This window comes from Streptomyces sp. NPDC089915 (genome assembly GCF_040684675.1).
GTDB lineage: Bacteria > Actinomycetota > Actinomycetes > Streptomycetales > Streptomycetaceae > Streptomyces.
Genome location: NZ_JBFBGN010000313.1, coordinates 1 through 2,157, shown reverse-complemented (window position 1 = coordinate 2,157; position 2,157 = coordinate 1). Strand labels below are relative to the sequence as shown.

General features: G+C 71.8%; 2 protein-coding genes and 1 pseudogene. All 3 read left to right on the top strand.

All coding sequences use genetic code 11. The features are described 5' to 3' along the window. Positions 1 to 793: pseudogene (locus tag AB0O29_RS35265) on the top strand (hypothetical protein); the annotation flags it as partial. Beyond that, entirely contained in the window at positions 790 to 1,635 is an 846-nt protein-coding gene (locus AB0O29_RS35260) for a class I SAM-dependent methyltransferase (protein ID WP_365160351.1), read from the top strand. The pseudogene AB0O29_RS35265 and the gene AB0O29_RS35260, both read left to right, overlap by 4 nt. 49 nt (positions 1,636 to 1,684) lie before the next feature. After that, positions 1,685 to 2,157 (top strand): alanine racemase (locus AB0O29_RS35255; protein ID WP_365160348.1); only part of this gene is annotated, 473 nt, incomplete at its 3' end.

Genomic DNA, 2,157 nt, shown 5'->3' with positions numbered 1-2,157 from the left:
CGGCGCCACCGCCGGGGCGGCGGTGAACCAGGAGATGCTCGCCGGCCTCGCCCGGGTGATGCCGCAGGCCCGGCTGTACGTGCCCTACGCGAGCACCGAGGCCCTCATGCCGATCACCCTGATCGACGCGGAGACCCTGGCGGACCTCACGGAACGCGGCACGAAGCAGGGCCGGGGCGTTCCGCTCGGCCGTGCCGTCGACACCCGCGTCGCGGTCATCGACTCCGCCGCCACGGACCTGCGCCACGTCACCGACGCGGACTTCCTCCCGCCGGGCGCCATCGGCGAGCTCGTGGTCAGCGGCCCCCGCGTCACCACCGAGTACTTCCGGCGCCCCGCGCTCACCGAGTACGCCAAGCTCCGCCACACGCAGGACGGCACCCTCTGGCACCGGATGGGCGACGTCGGCTACCTGGACGAGGACTCCGTCGTCTGGTTCCTGTGCCGCAAGAAGCACGTCGTCGACACGGTGTTCGGACGCCTCTACCCCGACCAGCAGGAACAGGTCTACAACCACCACCTGGGCGTGTACGCCAGCGCGGTCGTCGCGGCGGAGGGCGGCTCGCGGGTCTTCCTGATCCTGCCCGACTCCGACTCCGACTCCGACTCCGACTCCGACTCCGCCTCGGCAGAGGTGGAGCAGAAGGACGTCGACGCCGTCGCCGAGCGGTTCTCGCTCCCCGTGCCCACCCTGCTCCGCCACCCCGGACCGCTGCCGTCCGACCGGCGGCACAACAGCAAGATCGACCGCGAAGAGCTGCTGGTCTGGGCGACCTCCCGGGAGGGTGCGTGAGGCAGGAGATGCGCTTCGCCGAACTGATGGAGTACTACCTGGAGGCCTGCTCCGACCGCAAACAGGTGACCGAGCACCTCGACGAGCTCCTGTCGAGCTTCACGGGAGCCACCGTCCTCGACTGCTCGGTCGGCACCGGCTTCATCACCCTCGACCTGATCCGCGAGGGCCACGGCATCGTCTGCGCGGACGGCAGCGCCGCGATGCTGGAGCGCTTCGCGGCCAACGCCGCCGCCCTCGGACTCGACACCAAGGCGGTCCACCTGGACTGGGCGGACCTCGGCGGCACCTTCCCCGGGGTGTTCGACCTGATCATCTGCCGGGGCAACTCCCTCGTCTACGCCGACGTGTGGGACGAGGACACCCCCGCCCGGGACACCCCGGCAGAGGACGTCCCCGCCGCCGGCGCGGCCGCCGTCACCGGCCACCTCCGCAGCATGCACGCGGCCCTCAAACCGGGCGGCTTCCTCTACGTCGACATCCCCCTGCCCGCCGACCCCGCGCGCCCGCAGGACCGTATCCACCACACCCCCTGCGAGGTGCGGGGGCGGCGGGTGTCGGTCTCCGAGACCATCACCCTGCTCCCCGGGGCGGGCCTGCGCCGCTGGGACGTGCGCATGGAGATCGGCGACGAGGTCTTCGCGTTCACCCGCCACTCCCACGTCCTCGACCGGGAGCACCTGACGGACGCGCTGCGCCGGGCCGGGTTCACGGAGCCCGTACCGCTCGACGAGGGCAACACCCTGCGCGACCACTACCAGGTCCTCACGGCCCGAAAACCGTTCCCCAACGTCATGAAGAGGTTCGCCGCGCCGGTGCCGGCCCTGACGGAGCCCCGGTGACGGGCCAGGGCCCGCGCCGCGCGGCGGCACGAGAAGATGAGGTTCAGGGATGTCCCGACCGCTGAAGGCGACCATCCACCCGTCCGCCCTCGCCCACAACCTGGCGGTGATGCGCAGGATCCAGCCCGGCCGCAGAATGGTGGCCGTCGTGAAGGCCGACGGCTACGGGCACGGCCTGGAGCACGTGGTCCGGGCCGCCGCCCGGGAGGCGGACGCCTTCGCCGTCTCCTCCGTCGAGGAGGCGCTCGCGCTGCGCGCGGTGGAGGCCCACAAGCCCGTCCTCCTCCTCGAAGGGTTCTTCGAGGAGGCCGAGTTACCCCTGCTGGAACGATTCGGCTTATGGCCGGTGGTGCACTCGCCGGAGCAGCTCGAACGGCTCGCCGCGTCCCGCGCCCAGCTCACGGTCTGGCTGAAGGCCGACACCGGGATGAACCGCCTCGGCTTCCGCGCCTCCGCCTGCGCGGAGATCGTGGAGCGGATCAGGACCTCGATGCCCCACATCACCCTGCGGGGCCTCGTCAG